15 protein-coding genes and 3 pseudogenes are annotated in these 25,838 nt (G+C 69.2%); 12 read left to right on the top strand and 6 right to left on the bottom strand.

Translation table 11 applies throughout. The annotated features are described in order from the left end of the window. Positions 1 to 218 precede the first annotated feature (218 nt). Positions 219 to 746 carry a hypothetical protein gene (locus AB0D94_RS32880; RefSeq protein WP_362059693.1) on the top strand — a complete coding sequence of 176 codons (528 nt, stop codon included), beginning with the start codon at positions 219 to 221 and terminating at the stop codon, positions 744 to 746. Further along, positions 743 to 5,407, top strand: a complete 4,665-nt coding sequence (locus AB0D94_RS32875; RefSeq protein ID WP_362059690.1) for a WD40 repeat domain-containing protein — start codon at positions 743 to 745, stop codon at positions 5,405 to 5,407. The genes AB0D94_RS32880 and AB0D94_RS32875 overlap by 4 nt, the downstream gene beginning before the upstream one ends. Positions 5,408 to 6,026: 619 nt before the next feature. On the opposite strand, the gene AB0D94_RS32870 is transcribed toward AB0D94_RS32875, so the two are convergent. Together AB0D94_RS32870 and AB0D94_RS32865 are read right to left on the bottom strand one after the other, a co-directional pair. Next, positions 6,027 to 6,944, bottom strand: coding sequence for a transposase family protein (locus AB0D94_RS32870; protein WP_362059687.1), 918 nt, complete (start codon positions 6,942 to 6,944; stop codon positions 6,027 to 6,029). A 132-nt stretch (positions 6,945 to 7,076) separates the two neighbouring features. Then, the gene (locus AB0D94_RS32865; protein ID WP_362059684.1) at positions 7,077 to 7,664 is read right to left on the bottom strand and encodes a hypothetical protein; all 588 of its coding nucleotides are present in this window, start codon (positions 7,662 to 7,664) and stop codon (positions 7,077 to 7,079) included. 1,245 nt (positions 7,665 to 8,909) lie between these two features. Between AB0D94_RS32865 and AB0D94_RS32860 the strand changes: the two genes are divergently transcribed. Next, positions 8,910 to 9,191: a hypothetical protein gene (locus tag AB0D94_RS32860; protein WP_362059681.1), complete on the top strand. Its 282-nt coding sequence runs from the start codon at positions 8,910 to 8,912 to the stop codon at positions 9,189 to 9,191. A 277-nt stretch (positions 9,192 to 9,468) separates the two neighbouring features. Beyond that, positions 9,469 to 9,975: a DinB family protein gene (locus AB0D94_RS32855; RefSeq protein ID WP_362059678.1), complete on the top strand. Its 507-nt coding sequence runs from the start codon at positions 9,469 to 9,471 to the stop codon at positions 9,973 to 9,975. A 12-nt stretch (positions 9,976 to 9,987) separates the two neighbouring features. Here AB0D94_RS32855 and AB0D94_RS32850 read toward each other — a convergent pair. Next, positions 9,988 to 10,866: pseudogene (locus tag AB0D94_RS32850) on the bottom strand (IS5 family transposase). Positions 10,867 to 10,948: 82 nt separating this feature from the next. On the opposite strand from AB0D94_RS32850, the pseudogene AB0D94_RS32845 reads away from it, so the two are divergent. Beyond that, a pseudogene (locus AB0D94_RS32845) lies at positions 10,949 to 11,836 on the top strand (IS5 family transposase). A 33-nt stretch (positions 11,837 to 11,869) separates the two neighbouring features. On the opposite strand, the gene AB0D94_RS32840 reads toward AB0D94_RS32845, so the two are convergent. Together AB0D94_RS32840 and AB0D94_RS32835 are read right to left on the bottom strand one after the other, a co-directional pair. Then, positions 11,870 to 12,307, bottom strand: coding sequence for a DUF5959 family protein (locus AB0D94_RS32840; protein ID WP_362059674.1), 438 nt, complete (start codon positions 12,305 to 12,307; stop codon positions 11,870 to 11,872). A gap of 177 nt (positions 12,308 to 12,484) precedes the next feature. Continuing rightward, complete coding sequence (locus AB0D94_RS32835) at positions 12,485 to 12,784, bottom strand: DUF4259 domain-containing protein (protein WP_362059723.1); 300 nt, start codon at positions 12,782 to 12,784, stop codon at positions 12,485 to 12,487. Positions 12,785 to 13,273: 489 nt separating this feature from the next. Here AB0D94_RS32835 and AB0D94_RS32830 point away from each other — a divergent pair, with 489 nt between their 5' ends. Together AB0D94_RS32830 and AB0D94_RS32825 are read left to right on the top strand one after the other, a co-directional pair. After that, a complete protein-coding gene (locus AB0D94_RS32830; protein ID WP_362059671.1) occupies positions 13,274 to 13,819 on the top strand; it encodes a YbhB/YbcL family Raf kinase inhibitor-like protein in 546 nt (181 codons plus the stop codon). A 131-nt stretch (positions 13,820 to 13,950) separates the two neighbouring features. After that, the gene (locus tag AB0D94_RS32825) at positions 13,951 to 14,847 is read left to right on the top strand and encodes an AraC family transcriptional regulator (protein ID WP_362059668.1); all 897 of its coding nucleotides are present in this window, start codon (positions 13,951 to 13,953) and stop codon (positions 14,845 to 14,847) included. On the opposite strand, the gene AB0D94_RS32820 is transcribed toward AB0D94_RS32825, so the two are convergent. Continuing rightward, on the bottom strand, positions 14,747 to 15,190 hold the full coding sequence (locus AB0D94_RS32820; RefSeq protein ID WP_362059720.1) for a CAP domain-containing protein: 444 nt from the start codon (positions 15,188 to 15,190) through the stop codon (positions 14,747 to 14,749). The genes AB0D94_RS32825 and AB0D94_RS32820 overlap by 101 nt on opposite strands. 155 nt (positions 15,191 to 15,345) lie before the next feature. Between AB0D94_RS32820 and AB0D94_RS32815 the strand changes: the two genes are divergently transcribed. The 5 genes and pseudogenes from AB0D94_RS32815 to AB0D94_RS32795 all read left to right on the top strand — a co-directional run bounded on the left by AB0D94_RS32815 (position 15,346) and on the right by AB0D94_RS32795 (position 25,509). Next, positions 15,346 to 15,468, top strand: coding sequence for a hypothetical protein (locus tag AB0D94_RS32815; protein ID WP_362059665.1), 123 nt, complete (start codon positions 15,346 to 15,348; stop codon positions 15,466 to 15,468). Positions 15,469 to 17,393: 1,925 nt separating this feature from the next. Next, positions 17,394 to 17,828: a CAP domain-containing protein gene (locus AB0D94_RS32810; protein ID WP_362059662.1), complete on the top strand. Its 435-nt coding sequence runs from the start codon at positions 17,394 to 17,396 to the stop codon at positions 17,826 to 17,828. 408 nt (positions 17,829 to 18,236) lie between these two features. After that, positions 18,237 to 18,477: pseudogene (locus AB0D94_RS32805) on the top strand (hypothetical protein); the annotation flags it as partial. Between the two features lie 7 nt (positions 18,478 to 18,484). Further along, on the top strand, positions 18,485 to 25,096 hold the full coding sequence (locus AB0D94_RS32800; protein ID WP_362059659.1) for an RHS repeat-associated core domain-containing protein: 6,612 nt from the start codon (positions 18,485 to 18,487) through the stop codon (positions 25,094 to 25,096). After that, complete coding sequence (locus tag AB0D94_RS32795) at positions 25,093 to 25,509, top strand: hypothetical protein (protein ID WP_362059656.1); 417 nt, start codon at positions 25,093 to 25,095, stop codon at positions 25,507 to 25,509. The genes AB0D94_RS32800 and AB0D94_RS32795 overlap by 4 nt, the downstream gene beginning before the upstream one ends. Positions 25,510 to 25,838 lie beyond the last annotated feature (329 nt).

The raw sequence follows: 25,838 nt of genomic DNA, 5'->3' as shown, positions 1-25,838 counted from the left end.
GCGCGCCCTGGGGGGTATCGACTGGGGTGTTCCGCCATCCGCGCACCAGAAGCACAGCCGTCGGGCCGGTCCCAAGAATCGTGCGGCTCTTTCTGCGTCGGCGACCGTTCGCCGCGAGCGGGGGCGGGTTGCTTCGGCCGAAAGTGGGCGCTTGCGAGAGACGATCTTCAGTACAGTGAGGGGCAGTTGGCCTTCGTACTGTTCCAGGCGGGAGAACCATGCAGATCGCCATCACGGCGCGGGACGACGGCGGTCGGCTCGGTACGGACGATCTCAGGGGCTGGCTCGGGAAGCAACGGGAGCTGCGCGGGCGCGTGCAGCGCGGGGCCGGTGAGCCGCCGGCGCCTGGGACGATGGGGACAGCCACCGAGTTCGTCACTGTGCTGCTGGAGCCGGGGGGCATCGTCACCGTGCTGGTGGCTGCGGTGGTCACATGGGTGCAGAACCGCAGCGGCAGTCAGACCGTGACCATCATGCGGCCCGACGGCACTGAGGTGACCGTGACGTCCGACCGAGTCAAGGGCCTCAACGCCCAGCAGGCCGGCGCACTCGCCCAGGAGATCGCGGGGCAGCTGGGCGTCCCGATGCAGCGCCGGGACCCGGCCGAGCGCGAGGTTCATCCCGAGCCGTCCGCCGCCGCCCCGGCAGAACCCGCGGCGCCGGACGGAACCGCCCAGGCACCCGGTGACGGACGGGAAGAACCCGGGCCCGACCCCGAGCCCGGGGCTGACGGCCGCCGTCCGTGACCGCTCCGCCGCGCCGTACCAGCGACCTCGCGGGCCCCGGCGTCCGCGCCGTGGTCGTCGGCACAAGCGTCCACAGCGCCGGGTCCCAACTCCCCGACCTGCCCAGCGTCGAAGCGTCCGCCCGCGACCTCGCCCGCGACCTCCACGGGATCTGCGGCATGGAGCCCTCGCAGATCGAGCTGCTCCTCGACCCTGCCGACGGCGCCACCGTCATCGAGGCCGTCGAGCAGGCCATCGCAGACACCCGCAGCCTGGTCCTCTTCGCCTTCATCGGCCACGGGCTGCTGGGCCCACAGGACCAGCTCTACCTCGCCACCGCCACCAGCTCCGCGCAGGGCATAGCGCGCTCCATCCCGTACCAGGTCATCAGGGACACGCTCGGCAACAGCGGCGCCCGCGTCGTCGTCCTGCTCGACTGCTGCTTCTCCGGCATGGCGCAGGCCGCCTCCCGGGGATCCGTCCGCGACCCCTACATCACCGCCCGGCCCGACGGCAGCTTCCTGCTGACTTCCGCCTCGAACTACGCCGTCTCCTTCGCCCCTGAGGGCGAGCGTCACACCCTATTCACCGGGAAACTGCTCGACCTCCTCCACAAGGGCGATCCCTCCGCACCCGCCTGGCTCACCCTGGACGGCGTGTACGCCCACCTCGACCGCCGGTTCCAGGACGGGCCCGTACGCCCCCACCGGCAGAGCGAGGACAGGGCGGGCGAACTCGTCGTCGCCGCCAACAGGGCCTACCCCGCCGCCTCCGTACCGACGCCCGGGCCCGCGCACCCCGCCGACGGCACGGCCTCCCCCTACCCCGGCATGGAACCCTTCAGGGCTGAGGACCACGAGCGCTATTTCGGCCGCGAGGCGCTCGCCAGCGATCTGATCACCGAAGTCGTACGGCCCGCACAGTCGGCGGGCTCGCCGAAGACGGCGGCCCCCGCGCCGGTCGTCCTTGTCGGCGCCTCCGGAGTCGGCAAGTCCTCCATCCTGCGGGCGGGTCTACTCGCCGGCCTCGAACGCCGCTACGAGTCAGACCCCGCCACGCCCTGGCCCGCGCTGCTGCTCGCGTCCCCCGGACCGCACCCGCTGCGCGCCCTCGCCGACCTGTGGTCCCGGGCCTCCGGCACACCGCGGGCGGAGGTCGAGCGGCAGCTCGGCGACGGCCGCCTGCCCAGCGACGGGGCCTGCCGGGTGCTGGTCGTGGACCAGTTCGAGGAGGTCTTCACCGCCTGCAAAGACACCGACGAGCGCGCCCAGTTCATCCGCGCCCTGTGCCGCGGCGCGACCGCCGCCACGGATGGCGACAGCCCCCGCGTCGTCCTCGGCCTGCGGGCCGACCACTACGGCAGCTGCCTCGAACACCCCGAACTCCGTCCCGCCCTCAAAAGGCAGTGGAACGTCTGGCCCATGGACAAGGACGCCCTGCGCGCCGCCATCGAGCACCCGGCCCACGACGCAGGGCTCCGGCTGGAGACCGGACTCGTCGACCTCCTCCTCCGTGAAACCCGCGAGGGCGGCGGCCGCGACCACGGCTCGGCGCTGCCGTTCCTCGCCCACGCCCTGCGCGAGACCTGGATGCGCCGCAGCGGCTCGACCCTCACCCTCTCCGGATACGCGGCGACCGGCGGGATCTGGGAATCCGTGGCCCGTACGGCCGAGGACATCTACGAGGGCTTCGACGAGTCGGGCCGCGAAGCCGTCCGCGAACTGGTCCTCGCCATGGTCACCCTCACCGGCAGCGGCGACGAGGCCGTCCGCCGCCGCATCGGCCTCGACGAACTGCTCGAGGACCGCTCCGGGGCCCGGAGGCGCACGGTCACGGGCGTCCGCGACCGGCTCGCCCGGGCCCGCCTCATCACCGTCGACCAGACCACGGCCCAGATCTCCCACGAAGCGCTCCTGCGTGCCTGGCCCCGGCTCCGGCGCTGGATCGAAGAGGACCGGGCCGGGCTGGTGACCCGCCAGCTGCTGACTGACGCCGCGGACGCCTGGAACCGCGCCGGGCGTTCCCCCGAGTACTGCTACCGCGGTACGCGCCTCGTGGCGGCCGACGACTGGCTGGGCGAGCAGCGGCACGCACGGCTGGTACGCCCCCTCGACCGGGAGTTCGTCGCCGCGAGCCAGGCCCTCGACCGCTCCGAACGACTGCGTGAGCGGCGCCAGCTGGAGGAGGAGAAGCTCCGTACGCGAGAGCTCCGGGAAGCGCTGGAACGGGAGCACGAACAAGCGGAGAACCTCCGGCAGGCGGGGTTACGGCTGCAGCGCCAAACGCGCCGGCTGAGGCAGTTTGCCGGGGTGATCGGCGGGATACTGTGCCTGGCCCTGGTTGCCGCGGGAGTCGCGCTCCAACAGCGGTCGAACGCCCGGGCCAACGGCGAACAGGCACAGAACCGCCAGCTCCAGGCAGCCGCCCGCGCCGGTATCGGCACCGATCCGCGCGAGGCCCTGCTGCTTGCGGTCGCCGCCTACCGCGAGGCCCCGTCGTCGCAGACCCGCGACACACTGATGGACGTACTGAGCGGAACGCAGTACGCGGGCTCCCTCGACGCCGGGGGCGCGGTCGAAACGATGGCGTACAGCGACGACGGCCGCACCCTGGCCCTGGGCCAGTACGACGGGGTCGTCGGCCTGTGGGACGCGTCACAGGCCGACGGGGAGCCGCGCAAGCTCGCCCAGGTTGTTGCGAAGAAGCCGGGCATCCTCGGAAAGACCGCGCTCTGGATCGGCGACGGCACGTCCCTGCTGCTCACCGGGGCGGACGACGAGAAGTCCGTGGGCGCGTTCTCACTCGCCGCCGACCACGGCAGCCCGCAGCCCCGGGGCAGGAACGCCCTGCCGATGGAAGGGATCGTGGAGCAGGCGGAGTTCAGCCCCGACGGCCGGCTGCTGATGACGTCCTCCTCCTACGAGACGAGGCTCTGGTCGGTGGACCCCGGACGCGGCGCCGTCAGCTCCCTCGCAACCTTCCCGCAGCGCGAGAGCAACGTCCAGGCCGCCGCCTTCGGGCCGGGCGGGGCCTTCCTCGCGCTGGCCTGGCAGGACGGCACAGTGGAACTGTGGGACGTCGTAAACCCTGGCCGCCCGCGCAGCCTCGGCACGCTGGAGGGCACCGGCCGCCCGCCCCGCGCCATGGCCGTCAGCTCGGACGGGAACACCCTCGCCGTCGGCTCCGGCGACGCCCAGGTCCGCCTGTGGAACGTCTCCGCGGCAGCCGGCCGAGGTCTCGCCGCCGCGGACCGCCGCCCTACCGCCGTGGTCAGCGGCCACGGCGGCCCCGTCGAAGCCGTCGCACTCAGCCGGGACGGCCGCCACCTCGCCCTCGGCAGTACCGACCACTCGGCGACGGTATGGGACCTCACCGGGACCCGCCCGGCCCGTTCGGCCGTCCTGTCCGGTCACGCCACCACCGTGACGGCCCTGGCATTCGCGCCCGACGGCCGTACGCTCGCCACCGGCGACCGCGACGGGGACGTACGGTTCTGGTCGCTGACGGACCGGCTGCTCCCCACCGTCGCGGCGCGGCCGTTCACCCTACCCGCATCGGACCACTACCGGTGGCTGGAATCGGTGGACCCCCATGTCCTGTCCCCCGACGGGCACCTGCTGGCCATGGCCACCGCCGACGATCAGCTCGGACTGATTCCGCTGACGGGGCTGTCCGCGGGCCACCAGGCGGGGACGGTCCGCCTGGAGGCGGGCGGGGAATTCCGGAACACGGCCATGTGGTTCTCGACCGACGGCGGCCGGCTGGCGGCTGAAGGCCCGGCGGGCGTCCTGACGGTGTGGAACGTGAAGGATCCCGCGCGCCCACAGCAGGAGTTCCGGTTCCAGGCGGGCGCGGCGGGCGACAGGTACGACCTGAAGGTCTCCCTCCGGGGCGACCTCCTGGCGACCGGCTCCAAGGCCGGTGTCACCCTGTGGGACCTCTCCCGGCCAGGCCGGCCGGAGCGGCTAGGCTCCGTCGAACGGAACTGGAAGCAGGTCCCGGAAGTCCTGCTCGCCCCCGACGACCCCATCCTGGCCGTCGACGGGGCACTGTACGACGTCGGCGACCCGCGCAAGCCCGACCGGCTGTCCGCGCTGCCCTCCGCTGACGGCAGCCGTCCCTATCCGACGCCGCGCGCGTTCTCCCCCGACGGAACCCGACTGGTGGTGACGGAGTTCGGTGAAAGGGGAGGCTTCCTCTACGACGTCTCCGACCCGGCCCGCCCACGGTTCCGGGGGCGCCTCCCCCAGGGCAGCGAGACGGGGCCGTACGCGTTCAGCGCGGACGGCCGACTCCTCACGGGAACCGGCTCCGGGACCCGGCTCCTAGCCTGGGACGTGTGGGACCCCACCGTTCCGCACCCCGTCGCGACCCTCACCCTGGACGACGAGGCGCGAGCCCTCGGCATCTCCTCCGACGGCGCCACACTGACCACCTACAACTACCCCGGTCAGGCCGTCCGCTGGAACATCGCCCAGCTCGGCGCCACCCTGCGGGACCCGGTCGCCCGCGCCTGCCGCCTCGCCGCGGCCAACCCCACCCTTGCCGAATGGGAGCGGATGGCCCCGGGCGTCCCCTTCCGTCGCGTCTGCCCCACCCTCACCCCCGCCCCCTCCCCACCCCCCAAGGACGCCTTCCCGACCTTCCCTGTCCGCCCGACTGCGCTCCCTGCGGGGAACTGAGGACGGCCCGGGCTCCCTGTGAATGGGTGCGGTGGTGGCGCTGGATGGGCGTCAGCCAGGACGGGAGGGCTGTCGCTGCTCGCGTTGTGCAGCGGAAGTGATCATGGCTGTCACGGGGTGACGAAGCTGCTGCCGTCAGGCGCCAATCGCGAAGACGGCTGGCTGTCATGGGCGTGCCTGTTCTCACGGATCGTAGGTGAGCGAAGGGGACTTGATGCTGCGATCTCTCGGGTTCGGGACAGTGGTGTGAGAGACAGTGGGCTCTGGTGTGTTGATGCTGGTTGGGGGCTGTTTCGGGGTGTGTGGTCACTGTCATGGATGTGAGAGATCGGGGTCTATCCACTGCCGTTGAGTGAGAGACGCCCAGGTCGCGTACTAACGTGAAAGCGAAAGATCGCACGTGGAGTTCAACGTGGTGCAGGGGGAGCCGTGCGCGGTGGTCCACTGCTAGCCGCGTTCGGCGGCACACGCCGCTGACAGAGGACAGCAGTGCGGGCCACCACCCTCCCCGGGTGGTGGCCCGCACTGCTGCGCTCGCCGCAGTCGGGGAGGCCGCCTTACGACGTGGTGCGCGACTGAGGTCGGGGCGTGTTGGCCTGGCGGGCTGGCTGGTGGGTGATCACCGCTCTGCGGTGCGGTCGGAGACGAGTCCGGCGATTACAAGGTGGGTCTGATCGTAGTATGCGCGGCGTCCGATGTACCGCTGGAGGGGCCGCCACTGCTTGTGTTCGGCGTTGGCGTGCTCGACGCAGATCCGCTCCGAGGACTGCCGCTTGCGTGCCTCCTCCCACGCCTTGACGTCCTCGGCGGGGGCGTCCTTCCCGGGCTTCTTCGGCGGTGCCTGGACCTGGTCGGGAAACCGTTTGGCCAGGCCCCGGTATCCGGCGTCAGCCTTGACCTTGGGATATTGCTTGAACAGGTTGCTGATCCCCTCGGTGTTCACCGCCGTCTGATCGTGCATACGGCCCGGCCGGATCGCGCCCGTCCACAGGGTGCGGCCCTTCTCATCGGTGATGACGGTGGCCTTCTTCGTGTTCTGTCGCATCTTTCCGGAGACGAAGACCCGCCGTCCGGGCAGACCTGCCTTCGGGGGCCGTACGCGCACCTCGGTGCCGTCGAGTCGTATCTCAACGCCCTTCGCGTCAGCGTAGGCGAAGACGTCGGCCAGCGTGTGCAGGCGCAGTCCGGCCTCGCCGGGGACCGCGAAGCCGCGGCGGGCGAGCAGGGGGCGGATCTCGTGGACGGCCCGGGTGATGGTGGAGCGGTCGACGCCGTAGAAGACGGCCAGAGCTGCGTGCGGGAGTTGGTACCGCAGGACCACCAGGGTGGCGATCACCCGATCGGTGAAGACCAGTTGATGGCCAGGTCCGCCGCCCTCAGCCCGCAGACGCTCACGACCTCGGCATTCACGCAGCCGAGAGTCCTCCCGTGCCATCCACGGGCCGGCCAACTCGACGATGAGAGCGCCAAGTCGACGCCGAGAGATGCCAGTACAGATACGATGCGAGAGAGCCGCACGGGCCAAGTATTGCGTCACAACAACACCAACCCGTACGGCTCTCTTCACGTCACGGCCCGGCCGTCCCCGCTCTCGCACACCACGCCGTAAGGACCGTACCGACGAGCGGGACGGATACGGGGCAGACGATCGATGCGGCCCACGTCTTGGTCATTTAGGCATGAGGGCGTCGGTGGCCTGCACGGCCTCCTGAAGGAGGTCGAGGGCCTGGGCCTGCTCCCCGCCGCTGACAGCGATGTCGACCACGTACTGGCCGTAGCGGAGTTGGCCGTACCAGCGTTCGCACCCGTACACCGAGTCGCTGTAGAGGAGGCAGGTGTAGGACTGGTCGTCCGCCTTCCGGCTGCCAGCCAGCTCGACCGGCGGAAAGGACCAGGGCTTGTCCTGGGCCGGAGACCGGCGGACAGCGAGCCAGGCCCAGGTCGGGGAGTCGAACCTCTTGACGCTCTGCGAGAAGCCGTGGCGCAGGATGGCGCGGCCGTGGAGCTCGAAGCGCCGGTATTTCTGTTCATCTTCGTCGAGCCCCGGCTCGGAGAAATACAGGTCTTCGCGGGTGGGGGTGCTCTCCCAGGGCCCCGGCCCGGGCGGGGACTGCGGCAGGAGCTGCGTGAGCGGGGGCTCCCCTCGCCACTGCCCGGCCAACGGGACATTCCACAGCAGGACCGCGGCCAGTACCAGCCCGGCCGTGCCCGCGCTCAGGACCCGTCCGGGCCGTGTCGCTATCCAATGTCTCGTCACGGAGGGGAGGACGCGCGAAGGGTGCACTCAGTTGCACTCCCGACTGCACCCACGACCGCTTTCGCGCACCAACCCGTTAGTTCTCGGCTGGTGCGTTGACGTCGTCCGACGGCTCCTCCTTCGTGCCCGTGGTGGGCTTTCCGGGGGGTGTGGGGTCGGGGTGAGGCCGTGGAATTCAACCCCTCCCCTTCGCGGGACCCGAGGAGGCTCGGGGGCCGTCATCCCGAGAGGGGGGTCCCTTGGCGGTTGCTGTCGCCGGTGAGCGGACCTGCGCAGGCTGGTTGGGCGATGCGCAGCTTTGCTGATCCGCGAACACCCCGGGCATTTGCAGCCCGGGGTGGGGGTGGCGAATTTTCCGAATGCTATAGAGAGCATCAGATCTGGAGTGTTCCCGGATGACTCGTTCGAGCTGAGCGGTGTCGGCGTCTCCACTCCACCGTACGTACTGGAAGTTTCATGAGATGTACGGAGCCGAGCTTCGTCCCGAGTCGGAGGCTACCCGCCGCTGGTCGAAGGCTGTCGGGATCGACTTCCATGAGGTTCACATTGAGACCAACGCGCACGATCTGACCTTGCTCTTCTCGGACCTTGAGGTGAGCGAGGTCCCGGTCGGATATGCACCCTTCGTCGCGGACTGAGACTCAGGATTCGTGTGATCTTGTGACTGACCTGAGTATCCGGGTCGTTCTGCCTGTCATGGGGCGGGTTGATCTGAGTGATGCGGAGTGGGAACGGTTGCGGCCGTTCCTGCCGGTCAAGTCCTCCTGGGGTTGTCCGGACTGTGGCAACGTGCACGAAGGTCCACAGCCGGTACTGGCGGCGGATGGCTGACCAGCCTGTCGGCGGTCGAGAGGTCCTATTCCGACTGCGGGTGAGGCGGTTCCCCTGTGACGTGCCGATGTGCCGCCGACGGACCTTCGTTGAGCGGGCGTGCACGGACTCGAACAGCCGACCTGCAGGCTCCCCGGCCCGGGTGTTGGCCGCGGCGTGCTCAGCGGCCTGCTCGACCGCTGCGGGATCAGTCTCGCTGACGGGGAACAGTGCTGCCGGCAGGCAGCTGCGGTGGGCGGAGGCGATGTCCTGAACGCGCCAGGACAGGCCCTGCCACAGGTGATAACGCTCGCTGACCTGGACGGCGTCGGGGCGCCGTCGGCTATGCCCTGCCGGGAGGTGAGTGAGCCGTCGCGGCAGGCGATCTCGACTCCGGGATGGGCGCGGAGCCACCGGCAGGATTTTTCTGCTCGGGTGATCAAGTTCGAGGGACAGTTCGACCGTCGCAGGGGCGGTCCAGGCGGACGGAACGATGCCGTGCATGATGTGACTGCGCGCTCGAACCGCTCGAAGGCGGACCAGGATCCGGCGGAGTGGCTTCCGCCGTCACCGGAGGCGTTGCGCCGGTACGGCGCGGAATGGACCGCGACGAAGCTGCGGTGGGGTCTGGCGGTGGATGAGGCCGAGCGGGGGCGGTTGATGGGCATCGCGGCCGGCTGTGGTGGGACCGACATGGACTTCACGCCGGCACCATGAGGGCGGCGGGGCGGCGGGGCGGCATGGCGGAGGGGAGTCACCCTAATGTGGCCGACTCCCCTGTGATCATCCGCCCGGGTGGGAGTGGGGCCTCAAGGCTCAATCGGGGTTCAGCGTGAATGGGGGGATGCTAGGGCCTGTCCGGCGGATCCATCCGGGCGGCCCACCGGCGCTGAATCGCTGTATCGACCCGCCGGACAAGGAGCTGGGTGGGGCAGGTTGGGTCCGTCGATAAATACCTCGACATCGGTCGCGGTGATCGGGGACGCTTCGCGCGATGACCAGAATCGATGACACACCGCCCGCGTGGGACGAGCGCACCCAGCTCACCACGTTTCTCGACTACGCACGTGGCACCGCCCGCGCCAAATGCGATGGCGTCTCTGCGGAGAACGCACGCAAGGCGCTCCTGCCGGGCTCACCGCTGATGACCATGAGCGGAGTGATCAATCACCTCCGCTGGGTCGAGTACTACTGGTTCCAAGTGGTCTTCCTCGGCGAGGAAGACCGGGGCCCCTGGACCGAGGAGGACCCCGACCGCGAGATGCGCATCGCCGTCGACTTCCCGCTCACGCAGTTGCTCGACGAATACGCCGAACAGAGCACCCACTACCGCGAACTGGTCGCCGGGTCCGGCCTGGACAAGCAGGCCCAGCGAGCCGTCCGCAACGGTCTCCACGTCGACCTGCGCTGGATCCTCCTCCACCTCACCGAGGAGACGGCTCGCCACAACGGCCACCTGGACATCCTGCGCGAGATGCTCGACGGCACGACCGGCGACTAGATCCGGCGGAGATCACGGGCGGAGCCAGAGTCGGATCGAGGCGACGGTGACGGTGCCGTGGAAGATGTAGCCGCGCTTGTCGAACCTCGTGGCCACGGCCCGGGAGTTCTTCAACGCTCTGATCGTCCGCTCGACTTCGTTCCTTCGCCTGTAGATCGTCTTGTCGAAGCCTGCGGGTCGGCCGCCCTTGCTGCCCCTTCGTTGGCGGTTGGCCCGCTGGTTCTTCGGTTCGGGGATGGTGTGCTTGATCTGGCGTCGTCGCAGGTAGCGGCGGTTGCGACGGGAGGAGTACGCCTTGTCGCCGCCGTGATGGTCGGGCCGCGTGCGCGGGTGCCGCCACCGAGGCGGCCAACACGGATGCGTTCCATGACCAGAATGAGCTGCGGAGCTTCGCCCCACTGGCCCGGAGTGATCAGCAGGGCCAGGGGGCGGCGTCCACCCTCACCAGCGAGGTGGATCTTGCAGGTCAGACTGCCCCGGGAGCGTCCGAGTCCCTCGTCGGGGCGGTGCTGCCGGGGCGTGCGTCTTTCCCCGGCACTCGTGGCGGATTCCTACGAGCCCCGGCGGCATGCTGATGGGCCCGGCAGGAGGTCGAATCGACGCTCACCATCGACCAGTGGATCCGGCCTTCCGCGTCGGCGTCGGCCAGGACTGCTGCGAAGATCTCGTCCCAGGTGCCTCCGCCGACCAGCGTCTGTGCCGTTCGTACACTGTCTTCCACGGACCGAAACGCGCAGGTAGATCCCGCCATGGCACCCCAGTGCGCAGTCGGTACAGGATTCCGTTGACGACCCTGCGGTGGCTGGCCCAACGGCCGCCGCGCTGCCCGGATTTCGGCAGATGCGGCTTCAGCCGGGCCCACTCTGCATACGTTAAATCTCCCCGCCCCATGCTCATGCCAACGACCCGAACCCGCGACGGTCACCTGATCCGCCGGACGGGCCTTAGGTCCTGTCTGATAATTGATCTTGTGGTGGGTCGAGGGGAGCTGACGGATCGAGCTTGGGAGCGGATAGCGCCGCTGCTTCCGATGGGAGACGGACGCGGCAGACCATGGCGAGACCACCGGCAGGTGGTCAGTGGGGTGCTGTGGCGACTGCGGACGGGGGCGCCATGGCGGGACCTGCCCGAGCGGTACGGGCCTTGGCAGACCGCGTACGAGCGGTTCGCCCGCTGGGAGACGGACGGCACCTGGGCCCGGCTGCTGGAGCACGTCCAGATCTGCGACGACGCAATCGGCACGATCGAGTGGACGGTATCGGTGGACTCCACCGTCAACCGGGCCCATCAACATGCCGCTGGTGCCCGCAAAAAGGGGGACCCGGTGGGGACAAACTAGAAGATCCGCAACGATCGGCGGCGCGACAGGCCCTCGGCCGGTCCCGGGGCGGGCTAACCACCAAGGTTCACCTGGCGGTCGACGGCCGCGGCCTGCCGTTGTCTGTCGTGCTTACGCCAGGTAACACCAATGTCTCGACTGTGTTCGAGGCAGTACTGGACGCCATCCGCGTTCCACGACAGGGCCGCGGAAGGCCCCGCACCCGCCCCAATGAGGTCCTGGCAGACAAGGCGTACTCCTCCCGAGCAATCCGGGCCTGGCTGCGGCGCCGCAGCATCAAGGGCCACCATCCCCGAGCGTGCCGATCAGGTCGCCAACCGCCTTCGGCGAGGCTCGCTGGGCGGCCGCCCGTCGGCCTTCAACGAGGAGGCATACAAGGGACGCAACGTGGTGGGGCGCTGCTCCAGCCGACTGAAGCAGTTCCGAGCGATCGCGACGCGGTTCGACAAGCTCGCCAGCCGCTACTGCGCCGGGCTGCACCTCGCTTCGCTCGTCCTGTGGCTGTGTGGCACTGACACGTGAACGCTGGCGGAGCACCGGGCGAAGAAGACGCCTTCAGTGGCGACGCATCGGCCACGCCTGCCGGACTCTGTCCAGCCGGGCACGATGGTCTTCGAGCCAGCCATCAGCCAACTCAATGGTGACCTGGACACTCGCCAGGGACATCGAGCGATCGGCAACCGAAACTGTGGCACGTTCAAGGCCCTCTTCGAGGTCGACGTGCAGTTCTGTTGCTCTCTGGACCTCCCTCCAAGAGACGCTTTCCCCACGGGCCAGGACGCTGAGGGCCGTCTCCCAGTCCGCGAGATCCTGAGGGAAGATCCAGGTCTTGAGGCTCCCCTTGACGAAGCTGGTACCGACACTGATCTCGCCGACCAGGGTGGCGGTGTCGTGCTGAGATGCTCGGCCTTCTTGGCCTGTTACACGAACGACCACGCTGTTGCCCTCGATGTCTGTCAAGTGGATCAAGTCCAGTGTGCCTTGCTCTTCCATGCCAACTCCCGCCCCTCGGGTTCACAACCCTGGAAAGCTACTTCACTATCCGCACGCTCCCGACGGCATGTCCGAAACAAATTGCCAGACACGGCCTTAGTGCTGTGGCTCGGAGGGGGCGGACATGATCGCGGAACTGCCGGAACGCGTGCCAGCCCGATGCCTACCCGGTGGTGATCAAGCCTTCGGCATAGTTGAGGACCTTGCAGCATCGTGCACTTCGGCCCGTAGGGGGACCGGCCGGATCGCCGCCGGGGCATTGCGCCGGGAGCATCCGTTGCGATGGCTTCCTCGGATATGGACGCGTCGAGGTCGTCGGCCGCGCGCCCGGGTGAGGGCGGCACGGACGATGCCCTCCCGGTCGCCTGCGGCAGCGTCGTCGAGGGTGTCGCAGCAGTCGGCCGGGGTGTCATTGTCGAAGGGGCCGACGTCCCAGGTTCCCGTGATCTTTCCGGATTGTGGCTCTGACCGGGGCATCCTGGCAGAGGCCACTGACAGCAGCCGCGGAGTCTGGAGCGGACGGAAGTTGTCTCCCGCGGGACGCGCGCGGCCTTCCACGCAGCCGGGGAGTTCCCGTTCAGGAGAATGCGGGCTGGTGCGCCCAGCCAGATCATCGTGATGCCCTCGGGGGAAGCCGGCGAAAACCGTGCACCGGGGATGCCGTACAACTCGCCGGACGGGATCGCAGGAGGGCCAGGCCAGGCGTCGCAGAAGCCACCGTGTCCGGTGCCGGCGGGGGCGGCGATGTGACATCGGATCAGTGCGCCCGTGGGAAGAGCGCCGCTGCTGCCGGCGCTCGGTGACGTGTCCTCGATGCGACTCCCGCGCCTCGTGCCGGGCAAAGGTCGCGGGTTCTTGCACGATCCTCCCGGCGACACCCCGCCCCCGCCGGATACGTGCTCCGATGGGGACGTGCACCCGAGCCCCGGGGAACACCCCTTGTAGACACGAAGAAGGACCAAGAAATTGAGTGATCAGGTGCAACGGCGTCCGCTGCCGCACGACTTCCACCCGCAGGTGCGCGAGCTGTCGGTGAACAGCACGGACCTGAGCGACGGCGGGACCCTCCCGGACGCCCATGTGTACGCGAAGGGCAACTCCTCGCCGCAGATCGGCTGGTCTGCCGGACCGGAGGGCACCGGCAGCTACGCGGTCACGTGCTACGACCCGGACGCACCGACCGGCAGCGGGTTCTGGCACTGGACGGTCTTCGACATCCCGGCGGACGTCGCCGAGCTGCCGGCGGGGGCCGGAACCGGGGGATTCGAAGGATTGCCCGCCGGTGCCGTGCAGGTGCGGAACGACTACGGCAGCAGGGACTTCGGCGGGGCCGCGCCCCCGGAAGGGGACGGCTCGCACCGGTACGTGTTCACGGTGTACGCCGTCGACCGGGAGAAGCTGGGCCCGGATGCGGACGCGACGCCGGCCCTGGTGGGATTCCACCTGCGGTTCCATGCCATCGCCCGCGGCCGGCTGATAGCCCACTACGAGGAGCAGGGCACCGGGTCGTAGTCGTACGCCGGCTGCACGCCCCCGCCCCCTTCCCCCGGCCCGGCGCGGAGACTCGCCCGATCTCCGCGCGTCCTTGCACGATCCTGCCCCGAGTCGGGGGATCCTGCCGGGTCTCGTGGTGAGATGGGGGCATGTCCCTCGACGAGCTCCGCGACCTGCTGGGCCGCCATGCGCGGCCCGATCTGAATACGGCCATCGACGGCGTCCGGATCTGCCGGGCAGAACCGGGCGCCGAGCCGGAGTACGCGATGTCCGGCGTGATGCTCGCAGTCATCGCCCAGGGGGCCAAGCGGCTCGCGCTCGGAGACAGGGTGTACGAATACGGCGTCGGTCAGTACCTCGTCGCCTCGGCCGACCTGCCGGTGGTCGGACGCATCGCCCAGGGACCCGAACTCGGTTTCGGCATGACGCTGGAGCCCGCCGTCATCGCGGAGCTGATGCTGCAGGCGGGGCCGGGCGACCTGCCGCCTTCGACCCGGTCGGCCCGGCCCGGGATCACGGTCAGCGACGCACCGGCAGGGCTGATCGACGCGATCGTGCGCCTGCTGCGCCTGCTGGACCGGCCGCGTGACCGCCGGGTGCTGGTCCCGTTGGTCAAGCGGGAGATCCTGTGGCGGCTGATGACGGGGGAGCAGGGCGAAGCCGTCCGGCAGCTCGGCCTGGCGGACAGCGGCCTGACGCACATCACCCGGGCAGTGGGCTGGATCCGCGACAATTACGCAGAGGCCTTCCGCGTCGAAGACCTGGCCCGGTCCTCCGGGATGAGCGTCTCCGCGTTCCACCGGAACTTCCAGTCGGTCACGGCGATGAGCCCGATCCAGTTCCAGAAGCAGATCCGGCTGCAGGCGGCGCGGCTGCTGCTGGCCCGTCGCTTGCACGATGTGACCGGCGTCGCCTCCAGCGTGGGATACGACAGCCCCTCGCAGTTCAGCCGCGAGTACAAACGGCAGTTCGGCGCGCCGCCGCGCGCGGACGCGGCACGCATGCGGGCCCGTACCCACGCTGCGGCTGCGGCTGCGACGGCCTGACCGCGGCGGCGCCGGTGCCGCCGCCCAGTCGGGACCGGCCGGTGAAGCCTGTATCGGACGGTGGCGGTGGGACGAAGGCTGCTGGGTGGAGGGGCGACCGGCGTGGTGCGGGCACCATGCCGGTCGCGCGGTCTCGACCGGCCGTCGCGAAGTTCTGGGTCCAGTGGTGGCTGGTCCCGGAGACGCCGACGCCGACCTCCTCGAAGAAGTAGTTGAGGGTGCTCGCCTTGTGGCCGGGGCTGTGTATCCAGGCGTTCACGACCTTGGCGCAGGTCCTGTAGTCGTAGGCGACGTTCTCGCCGTAGGCGCGCGACTGGTGCCCGGCGCGGGTGCCCCTGACCAGCCGCCACCTGCCCGGATACCGGGGGTGGACCAGATCAGAAGGCGGGACACCACCGAAGCGATCATCGGCGCGCTCACGGGCACCCTCGCCCGCCCGCAGTTCCTGATCCTCGGCCTCCAGACCGCGAGGGCCGGCTGCGCGCTGTCGGCCGCACGGTGCCCCTGCGCCTGGACGTGGCCCGGCAGGTTGCCGAGCGCCTGGCCGCGGCCCGTCCCGGGCACCCCTGGACGGAGGTCAAGTTCGCCTCGGTCTGGGGAGTCGTGACGTTCTGGACGTGATGCTCGCCCGCCCGGACCTGGTGGCGGAGTTCAGCGCCGATCGGGCCGTTGACCGGGGCGTTTTCCGTCGCTTGCTCAGGTTCCAGCGGCTGCGCCTGGACGTCACCGTGGACGACGTGCCGGGGTTCGGGCCAGGGGGCCGCCGCGGCGTCGGGCTGAGTACGCCGCAGGGGTCGGCCACCTACCGGTGCCCGCCCCTGCGCGGGCTGTCGAGTCAGCCCTGGAAGCGGTCGCGGGCGTCGTCTGCGGCGTCTCCGAGCTGTTCCTGTCCTGGCGGCTGTGGGGACGGGCTTCGTCTCCCCCGCAGGGGTGAATCCGCGCCTCGCGTACGCGTGGGCGGCTTGTTCGTTGTGTTCCCAACTCGTCCTGAAATCGGAGAGATTGACGGCAACCAGGATCTTTCGACATGTTTCCGGCGCGGCCTGATCGTCTGGCCGCGCCGATGTGTGATCGGAGTGCGGTTCATCGCGCGTTCGGTACGTGAGAGCTACGAGGAGGGGCAGGCTGCAGGCCGGCTGCGGGTGCCTCTGGCGGCCTGGCGGCCTGGCGGCCTGGCGGCCTGGCGGTGGGCGGTCGGCTCGGCCCTGGTCCCGTCGGCTGACGCCGACCGGGGGGTGTGGTCGCGGGGGTGGTGGAGGCCGCCGACCCGGAGCAGGTGCGCGCGGCCTGCGGGGGCCGGTGGGTGAGGGGTGGGCGGCGGATCGGCTGACGGAAGCTACGGGTGCGCTGTGCGGTGTCGGCCGCGGGCGACCGCGGCGGCGGTCGGCTACCTTGCCGGCACCGACTGGACCGCCTGCCTCCAGGCTCGTAGCCGCGCCCGGGCATCCGGGCGGCCCCACCCGCAATCGTGATCGTTTCTCCGGTGAATTCGGGCCACCACCGTCACCGACCGCTGAGGCGCCGCCCACTATGGCTAGCTCTCCGGAGTCCTCGGAGCACCCGCCCACGCAGCGGCAGCCCTCGCCCCCGTTCGCCGGAGCACTTCTGGCCGCTCCCCTCGGCGGCTATGCGCCTCTCTTCGCCCTGCTCTCCGCAATCGCCACTGCCGGAGCCATCACAGCTCTCGCCACTTACCCAAGCCAGCACGAACAGCCCATCCCAGACCGCCGCACCTGAGCCCTTGGCTGGGGCGTGCTGATCCTCGGCGGGATCTGCTGGGACCTGCCGAGCCGCGTTACGGGTGGTTCGGTGCTGACCGACGAGGCCCCGGAGTTCGCTTCCGCCGGTCGACGATCCCGAGTTCTACCTGCATTTCCTGGTTGAGCCGGTGGAAGTCGCGGGGCTGGGTGGCCGTCCACCGGCCGATGTCCTCGCCGTGCCATGGTCACCCTCGGCATGATGCTGGCCAGGCGTGCTCCGCCCGCCAGCAGGGTCCGCAGGCCCGCGTACTGGCGTTGCCAGTTCACCGTCCACCCGAGCGCACCCGGGTTCCACTCCTCATCGATCGCGGCGAGGGCGGCGGCCCGCCGGTCGGCCCGTACGGGTTTTTGCCGAACCCGCCGGGCCGGCGGACGTTGGTCAGCCAGTGCCCGACCGGCTTGCACAGCGCGGTCGCGTGCCGCGGCGCGGCCAGGGTCCCGTGCTGCTCGTAGTAGGCCGCGGCGGCGAGGTTCTCCGCGAAGCGTTCCGGGGCGCTGGCCCATTCGTATTCCCGAAGGGCCGTTTCTCCACCGGCAGCGGCCGGACCAGCCTCCGGTGGCGACCGGGTGGTCCGGATGGGAGCCTGGAAATGACGTCGAAGCGAAAGCGACTGGTCGCCTCACCCAAGCGCTCGAAACCACTGTTCGTGGTCGCGGGAGGTGTACCTCGTGAAATGCACTGCTTCACGGACCCGGAGACTCATCGGTCCGGCCGTTGCCGCCATCCTGGCGGCGACGCTGGTACCCGCTGCCGCGTCCCCGGACGCAGCTGCCCAGCCCGGGGATGTGGTGGGCCTGATCAACGCGCAGCGCACGCAGCGCGGGCTGCCGGCGCTAACCGTCAACTCTGCCCTGAACACCGCGGCCCGGCAGCACGCCGCTGCGGCCGTGCAGCTGAAGTGGTGGGGGCCGGGCAAGGACTCGCACACCAACCCACAGACGGGCTCGACACCGCAGAGTCGCATCATGGGGGCTGGCTACTGCCCGAACCCCCGGTCGTGGCAGGTCGCTGAGATCACGTACACCGGCTGGGGCACCTCGGGCACGCCGAGCGCCGCCGTCAGATGGTGGATGAACAGCCCGGGCCACCGCGCGAACATCCTCAACGGGACGCTGCGCGAAATCGGCAGCGCGGCGCTGGCCGGCGCCGCGGACCGGGCCGGAGCCGGCGCGAGCGGCGCCGCGACCTACGTGGTGACGTTCGGGCGCTGCCAGCGGTGACGTCCTGCTCCCACGGCAGTCCTGTTCCGGCTCCTCCCCGAACGTTGCAACGCCTCCTGCTCAGTGCCGACTACACCACGATCCTCGACTCCTGCCAGTTCGTCATGGCGCTGCGGATGACGCTGCGCGGCGTGGAGATGACCCGTCGGCGCCTGGCGAGCGATCCAACCGCCGCCCAAACTGACAGACAGACGCTGTTGCTGAACGTGAACAAAGCCAGACGAACTGATTGCACACATCCCCCAATAGGAGCTTTTCGGGACGGCTCGGCATAGGGCTCTGGTGCGGGTTGCGCCGCGGTAGTCGTCGGCCGGCATTGCGGAGTCGAGCGGGACCACCTCCACCTAGCGGCCGGTGCGGAAGGAAATCGAGGCTGCGTTGGATCGAACGGCCAGGCAGCACGGCGGTGTGGCTGATCTTCTGTGGGATGACGTGAGCTGTTTCTTCGACTCCGGACCCGATGGGGTCGCTGCCGGACGTGCGTGTCCCGGATTGTTCGGTGGAGGACTGGCAGGTGGTTCTCGATCTTGTCGAGGCCAGGGGGTGGAAGTGCCAGTACTCCGAAGGCGAGACGGTGCTGCCGGTGCCCCGTGCGGAGACCGTGCTGTCCCGCCCGGCGGACGCTGAGTGCCCGGACCTGCGGGTTTGGAGCATTCGTGTCCATCCGACCACCAGGCGGAACAATCTGCCGCCGGCTGCCGCTGGCGGCCGCACTGGCCCTGGCCCTCGTGGTGCCGGGGGCCATCACCCCGATAGCGGAGGCCGCGGACCTTCCGGGTGCCCCGAAGATCGCGAAGCACAAGGACGCCGAGGTCCGGGCCGTCAACGCGCAGGGCGCCAAGGAAGCCCGGGAGTTGGTGGCCAGGAACCAGGCCGAGAACAAGGTCCAGGCGGACCGGGCCCGCGCCGAGGCCAAGGGCGACTGGCCGAAGGCGGCCACGCTGGAGGGTTCGGCCGTACGGTCGGGCTCGCGCCTGCTGGTCGACGTACGGTCCACGGCTCGGGCCAAGAGCCCGCTGCTCAATCCGTCCGTGACCAAGGGGCCGGCGGCGCCCGCCGCGGCTCCGGAGGGAGCGGTCGGGAAGTCGACCGTCAAGGTCCTCGACCAGAAGGCGGCCGAGAAGGCCGGGATCACCGGCGTGCTCTTCTCGGCCACCGGTCCCACCAACGGGCCGGCGCAGCTGACCGTCGATTACGGTTCCTTCGCCTCGGCGGTCGGTGGCAGCTGGTCCACCCGCTTGGGGCTGGTCAGCCTGCCCGCCTGTGCGCTGACGACGCCCGAGAAGGCGGAGTGCCGAAAGACCACCCCGCTGCCCTCGGCCAACGACATCAAGAACCGCACGGTGACGGCCGACGTCACCTCGCTCCCCGCCGGAACCACGAACACCACCAAGACCGCCGCCAAGACCAAGGCCCCGGCGGCCGAGGCTCCGGCGGTTTTCGCCGTGATGGCGACGGAAACGGCCTCGCCCCAGGGCGGGGGCGACTTCGCGGCGACCCCGCTCGCGGCCTCCTCCAGCTGGGAGTCGGGAGCCGCGTCCGGGGCGTTCGCCTGGTCCTATCCGTTGACGGTTCCGGGCGCCGCGGCGGGTCCTACACCTTCGCTGTCGCTCTCGTACAGTTCGGGGACCGTCGACGGCCGGACCGCGAACTCCAACAACCAGGGCTCGCAGGTCGGCGAGGGCTTCGACCTGACCTCCTCGTACATCGAGCGCAAGTACGGCTCATGCGACGATGACGGACAGGATGACAAGTTCGACCTGTGCTGGAAGTACGAAAATGCCTCGCTCGTCCTGAACGGCAAGTCCAGCGAGCTCGTCAAGGACGATGCGACGGGCAAGTGGCGTCTGAAGGACGACGACGCCTCCCAGGTGACCTGGGGGACGGGCGCGGACAACGGCGACAACGATGGCGAGTACTGGAAGGTGGTCACCGGGGACGGTACGACCTACACCTTCGGCCTGAACAAGCTCCCAGGTGCGGGCTCCGAGCGCACCAACTCCACGTGGAGCGTCCCGGTCTTCGGTGACGATTCCGGCGAGCCCGGCTACAGCAAGGGCTCGACCTTCGCCAGCCGCTACGAGACCCAGGCCTGGCGCTGGAACGTGGACATGGTGCAGGACGTTCACGGCAACGCCGCCACCTACTGGTACGCCGCGGAGACGAACAACTACGCGAAGAACGGCGACAAGACCAAGCTGCTGCCCTACACGCGCGGCGGCACTCTCTCCGAGATCCGCTACGGCCAGCGCGCGGACTCACTCTTCACCGGCACGCCCTCCCACAAGGTCACTTTCGACTACAAGGAGCGGTGCTTCGCGACGAGCTGCACCAACCTGACGAAGGACACTTCGGACAACTGGCCCGACGTCCCCTTCGACTCGATCTGCTCGGCAAGCGAAACCGACTGCCGGGCGTCCGGGCCCGCCTTCTTCACCCGCAAGCGGATGACGGCGATCAACACCTTCGCGTGGTCCACGGCCCTGGAGCCGGACAACTACGCCCCGGTGGACACCTTCGACCTGGCACAGGAGTACCTGGACCCGGGCGACCTCGGTGACACCAGCGACCAGTCCCTGGTCCTGAAGTCCATCAAGCGCACGGGCAAGAACGGCGGTACGGTCGAGGTCCCGCCGGTGGACTTCACCTACCACATGAAGCCGAACCGGGTGGACATCGACGGGGACAACATCGTCCCGCTCAACCGCCCCCGCATCAACACGATCACGTCCGAGACGGGCGCCATCACCACGGTCACCCTCTCCAACCCGGAGTGCGTGCGCGGCTCCAAGATGCCGGTGGCGGAGGACGACAACTCGCTGTCCTGCTACCCGGTGTACTGGCCGATCAACGGCGGTGACCCCAAGCTCGACTGGTTCCACAAGTACAACGTCACGGCAGTCACCGTCGCCGACCCGGCCGGACAGAACGACCTCGTGGAGAACGCCTACGAGTACGCGAACCCGGGCTGGCACCACAACGACGACCCGCTGACTCCCGAGGACGAGCGCACCTGGTCCGACTGGCGGGGCTACGGCAAGATCACCGCCTACACCGGAGCCGTCGGCAAGACCCGCTCGAAGACCGTCAAGGTCTTCATGCAGGGCATGCGCGGCGACACCCGCAAGGGCATGACGGCCACCCGCACCACCACGGTCGCGGCCGTACCCGTGCCGGGCCTGACCATCCCCGACGTCAACGACGACGACCAGTACGCGGGCTTCCAGCGCCAGCAGATCACGTATGACGGGAACACGCCGCTCTCGGTGTCCGTCACGGACCCGTGGAGCAAGGAGACCGCGAGCCAGCAGAAGTCGTACGCCAACATCAAGGCCTTCTTCGTCCGCTCGCAGACCGCGTACAAGCACACTTTCCTGACGGGCTCCAACACCTGGCGGACCACCCGTACCGATACCGCCTACGACGCCTACGGCCTGCCCACGTCGATCTCGTCGGCCGGTGACACCGCCAAGACCGGCGACGAGACCTGCACCCGTACCTGGTACGCCCGCAACGATGCCAAGGGCATCTCCGGCCTGCCTTCCCGCAACCGCACTGTCGGCGCGGAGTGCTCGGTCACGGACGACAAGCTGAGCCTGCCCGCCAACTCGGCGACCCGTGGCGACGTCCTGTCGGACCTGGCCACCGTGTACGACGACAACGCCGCAACCGGCTGGACAGCGAACCAGACCCCGACCCTGGGCCTGCCCACCTGGACCGGCCGCGCCCAGGCCTACCCGGCGGCAGCCGGCGCCGCCGACCGCAACCCGGCCGGCGGCGCCGGCTGGCAGACCGTCACCAAGACCACCTACGACACGGCCACCTCCAAGCTCGGCCGTCCGCTGAGCGTCAGTGACGCGGCCGGAAACACGACCACGACCAGCTACACACCCGCAGCCGCGGGCCCGCTGGAAGTCACGGTAGTCACGGAGCCAAAGCTCGCCTCGAACGGGCAGCAGCACAAGAGCTACAGCTACACGGACCTGCGCGGCTCAACCGTGCGATCCATCGACGCCAACATGGCCTCGACCTTCAACACCTACGACGGCCTCGGCCGCGTGACCGCCACCTGGCTGCCCAACCGCGGCCAGTCGCAGTCCCCGAACGCCAAGTACGACTACCTCCTGGAACGCGGCAAGCAGCCGTGGACCTCGGTCAGCACGCTGACGGCCGACGGTACGACCTACAAGACGGTCTACACGATCGCCGACGCACTGCTCCGCCCGCTGCAGACGCAGACCCCGTCGCCGAACGGCGGCCGGATCCTTACGGACACCCGCTACGACTCCCGCGGCCTGGCCTACGAGTCGTACGCCGACATCTGGGACAAGGACAAGGGGCCGGAAGGCGTCTACGCCCGCGCCGAGTACGGCAGCACGCCGTCGCAGACGGCGACCGTGTTCGACGGCCTCGGCCGACCGGTCACTTCCTCGCTCCTCGTCTACGGAGTGCAGAAGCAGTCCACCACCACCAGCTATACCGGTGACTCGACCGCCACCACGGCCCTCCAGGGCGGCACCGCGACCCGTACGATCACCGACGCACTGGGACGGACCGTCGAGACCCGGACCTACTCGGGGACGACGCCGAGCGACCTCGCCTATGGCGGCACCGCGCCCGGTACCCCGTACACCAGCGTGAAGCAGACGTACACGGTCGACGGCAAGCAGGCCACGACCATCGGCCCAGACAACGCCAAGTGGACGTACGGCTACGACCTCTTCGGCAGGACCACCACCGCTACGGACCCCGACAAGGGCACCGGTACCACCACCTACACCGCGCTCGACCAGATCGCGACCACGAAGGACTCGCGCAACACGGTCCTGGAGTACGCCTACGACGAGGTCGGTCGCAAGACCGGTCTGTGGAAGTCGCCGAAGTCCGACGCCAACCAGCTCGCGGCCTGGACCTACGACAGCGTCCGTAAGGGGGCTCCCACGGCCTCCACCCGTTACGAGGGCGGCCGGACGGGCAAGGCGTACACCAAGTCCGTCACCGCCTACGACACCCTGGGCCGTCCGACGACGACCCGGCTGACCCTGCCCTCCGACGACCCGCTCGTCACCTCGGGCGCCATCGCGGCCACCACCGACCACACGATGACCTACCGGCTCGACGGGACTGCGAACACGGTGGCAGCACCGGCGGTCGCAGGTCTGCCAGCCGAGACCCTCCAGGTCAACTACAACAACTTCGGCCTGCCGAAGGGGCTTTCCGGCACCACGGACTACGTGCAGGACGTGGCGTACTCGCCGATCGGTGAGATCGAGCAGCTGACGCTGGCCCGGTCCGCGGCCGCCGGTGTCCGCAAGACGTTCATCGGCAACACCTACGAGGAGGGCACCCGCCGTCTGCTGAAGTCCACGGTCAACGACCAGACCCACAACGGCATGCTGCAGGAGCTGACCTACACATACGACCAGGCCGGCAACGTCCTGTCGATCTTCGACTCGGCCCCGCTCAGCGGTTTCACCAAGGCCGACCACCAGTGCTTCGCCTACGACGCCCAGCGGCGTCTGACCGAGGCCTGGACCCCGAAGACCGCGAACTGCGCGGCCGCCGGGCGCACCGCCGCCAACCTCGACGGCGCCGCCCCGTACTGGAACAGCTACACCTACACGGCGTCGGGCCAGCGGGCCACGGAGAAGACCAACACCGGGACCCCGCAGACCCGTACCTACTGCTACGACCCGGCCCGCCCGCACGCCGTGGCGGCCACCACCACCGGCGGCACCTGCGCGGGCGTTGCCCCCCAGTACACCTACGACGCGACCGGCAACACCACCAAGCGCGCCGAGACGCCGGGCAGCGCCACCTCCCAGACCCTGAACTGGGGCCCGGAGGGCAAGCTGACCACGACTACGGAGGGCGCCACCGCCACCGACTACGTCTACGACGCCGACGGCGAGCTCCTCATCCGCCGCGACCCGGTGGGCGAGACCGTCCTCTACGCGGGATCCAACGAGGTGCACCTCAAGGGCGCCAAGAAGTGGGCAGTCCGCTCCTACAGCATCGCGGCCGTCAAGGTCGCGGTACTGACCAACGAATCCGGCACCGCCAAGCTGTCCTTCGTCGCGGCCGACGCCCACGGCACCTCGTCCCTGACCATCTCCGCCGACGACACCCAGGCGGTGTCCAAGCGCTACACCACCCCGTTCGGCTCGGCGCGCGGACCGGCGGCCGCCAACTGGCCTGACGACAAACGCTTCCTCGACAAGCCGGAGGACACCGGCACGAACTTGACCCACGTCGGCGCACGCGAGTACGACGCGGCCCTCGGCCAGTTCATCAGCGTCGACCCCGCATTGAGCCTTGACCAGCACCAGTCCCTCAACGGCTACAGCTACGCGAACAACAGCCCGCTCACCTTCAGCGACCCGACGGGCCTCGAGAGCTGCGGCAGCTACGGCTACTGCGGTGGCGGCGGCTGGACCAACGGCGCTTACATCGAGGACATGGACGATAACGACGACGGTGGGGGCGGCGGTGGAGGTGGCGGCGGCGGCGGTGGAGGTGGCGGTGGCGGCGGTGGTGGCGGTGGTGGCAAACAGGGGGGCAACGGCGGTTCCGGCAACAAGCCCGGCTCCTTCGTCAGCATCATCACGCCGCTCCCCTACATCCCTCCCACCATCGCGGCCCCCGAGTACGCGAAGGAGCGGGCGTGCCAGTTCGATCCGGTCCTGTCCTGCAACCCCGAAGACGCCGTCTACGGGGGGCAGAACAACGGGTCGGTGACCATGGTGGGATTCCTTTGGGCAATGGGGGCATTGTCGCCCGAAATGACCTATGGGGAAAACAGTCAGGTCGCGCGAGACGTGATGAAGAGCGATCTCACTGCAGCGCACCGAAATGAAATCGGGCAGCTCTTCTACGGAAACGGTCAGAGGTCCGGTGAGTTGACCTCCAACTCCATCGGCGACAAGGATGCGGCCGGCCAGTCCAGTCAGCTCAGGGAGGACCTGACCGCAATCGCCACGCACGATGACGCCAAGCTTGCCACGGCTGTTCTGGGTTCGTACACAGCGAACTATGAGATACTCCGCGAAGGAGTAAATGGCGTTCAGGCGCGTATCAGCATCACCAATGGAATGACGGTCTCGTCCTTCGCCCACGCCAAGACGGGCTATGGCACTCCGGCGGATAAGTTCCTGCAGAAGAATGTCGACCATGTCGGCGTCTTGGGGCACGGGAAGGGGCAGGCCATGACGATCGTCTTCCGGGTGGTAATTCCGCGAAATTACAACTACGGGAGTCCGAATAAATGAGAACCCTCAAATCGATTCGAGCGGTCGCACTGGTCCTGGCTCTTTCCGCTCCTGTCGTGTCTTCCTGTGCGGCCCTTGAGGACGCCGGGGCGGGGTATCCGAAGGGGGTCTCGGCCGATCGAGACTCACTGGTCCGCTCCTGGGGCAAGGATGGAGCCGAAGTCGCTCTCAAGGCGGACAGCTCATTCGAATCCAAGGGTGTCGACTTCGGCAAACGGGACTGCCGTGAAGGGGTTCCGGATCCAGGGGCCGGCACCTGGTCGACAATAGACACGGGTCAGGGGGCGACGAGGATCCAGCTGAAGTTCGGAACCGGATGCTTCGGCTCGCTCTGGGTCGGAACGATCGACGGTGTGACCGTACTGTGGCGGGAGACGAGCCCGGAAAAGCACGAATTCACATCTCTGAAGTAGGTGTGCTCGGGCCGCACTGAGCACCCACGCACGACCGCCATGCGGCCCTTCCGGCCCAGGGCGACAGCGGAAGGCCCCGGAGACTTCCTTAGGTTCTGGGAGTCGTTGCAACACCGCAGCTCAAAGGGTGGCACGCACTTCGAGATCCGTGAGGACGGCAGCCGCAGGGACGGAAGAAGCTCACCGCTGAGTAAGCAACACGGAAGCGTGCCGGATCGTCGGAATCAACCGGCGTGACGCTGGAGGGGGTGGTGGTTGGTGTGCTGGCTGTTGGCTGGCCTGGGGTGTTGTGGGTTTGTTGAGAGCCCGATCGGACGGTTCCCGGCGTG

Origin of the sequence: Streptomyces sp. NPDC048255, from assembly GCF_040652415.1 — a bacterium.
In the GTDB taxonomy this organism is placed as follows: Bacteria; Actinomycetota; Actinomycetes; order Streptomycetales; family Streptomycetaceae; genus Streptomyces.
Note: the sequence above shows the minus strand (reverse complement) of the source record. Positions and strands in the feature narration are given on the sequence as shown.

Bases quoted from the DNA above. Each gene is read 5' to 3' on its own strand.
- AB0D94_RS32855 (WP_362059678.1), top strand. From the start codon at position 9,469: ATGACCAGAATCGATGACACACCGCCCGCGTGGGACGAGCGCACCCAG.
- AB0D94_RS32835 (WP_362059723.1), bottom strand. From the start codon at position 12,784: ATGCCCCGGTCAGAGCCACAATCCGGAAAGATCACGGGAACCTGGGAC.
- AB0D94_RS32840 (WP_362059674.1), bottom strand. From the start codon at position 12,307: ATGGAAGAGCAAGGCACACTGGACTTGATCCACTTGACAGACATCGAG.
- AB0D94_RS32795 (WP_362059656.1), top strand. From the start codon at position 25,093: ATGAGAACCCTCAAATCGATTCGAGCGGTCGCACTGGTCCTGGCTCTT.
- AB0D94_RS32880 (WP_362059693.1), top strand. From the start codon at position 219: ATGCAGATCGCCATCACGGCGCGGGACGACGGCGGTCGGCTCGGTACG.
- AB0D94_RS32825 (WP_362059668.1), top strand. From the start codon at position 13,951: ATGTCCCTCGACGAGCTCCGCGACCTGCTGGGCCGCCATGCGCGGCCC.